Origin of the sequence: Burkholderia sp. BCC1998 (assembly GCF_905339875.1) — a bacterium.
In the GTDB taxonomy this organism is placed as follows: Bacteria; Pseudomonadota; Gammaproteobacteria; order Burkholderiales; family Burkholderiaceae; genus Burkholderia.
This window is the reverse complement of the sequence record NZ_CAJPHE010000108.1, coordinates 1-445: the sequence shown is the minus strand read 5'-3', so window position 1 is coordinate 445 and position 445 is coordinate 1. Positions and strand designations below refer to the sequence as shown.

General features: G+C 62.9%; 1 pseudogene. It reads left to right on the top strand.

The window, feature by feature from the left end:
• A pseudogene (locus U5A56_RS37005) lies at nt 1–445 on the top strand (succinate--CoA ligase subunit alpha); the annotation flags it as partial.

The window sequence follows — 445 nt, the reverse complement described above, 5'->3', positions numbered from 1 at the left end:
GGATCTCGCGATCTGCATCACGGAAGGCATCCCGGTCCGCGACATGATCGAAGTGAAGGACCGTATGCGTCGCGAAGGCCGCAAGACGCTGCTGCTCGGGCCGAACTGCCCGGGCACGATCACGCCGGACGAACTGAAGATCGGCATCATGCCGGGTCACATCCACCGCAAGGGTCGCATCGGCGTCGTGTCGCGTTCGGGCACGCTGACGTATGAAGCGGTTGCCCAGCTGACGGCACTGGGTCTCGGCCAGTCGTCGGCAGTCGGTATCGGCGGCGACCCGATCAACGGTCTGAAGCACATCGACGTGATGAAGATGTTCAACGACGATCCGGACACGGATGCGGTCGTGATGATCGGCGAAATCGGCGGTCCGGACGAAGCCAATGCCGCCGAGTGGATCAAGGACAACATGAAGAAGCCGGTCGTCGGCTTCATCGCGGGC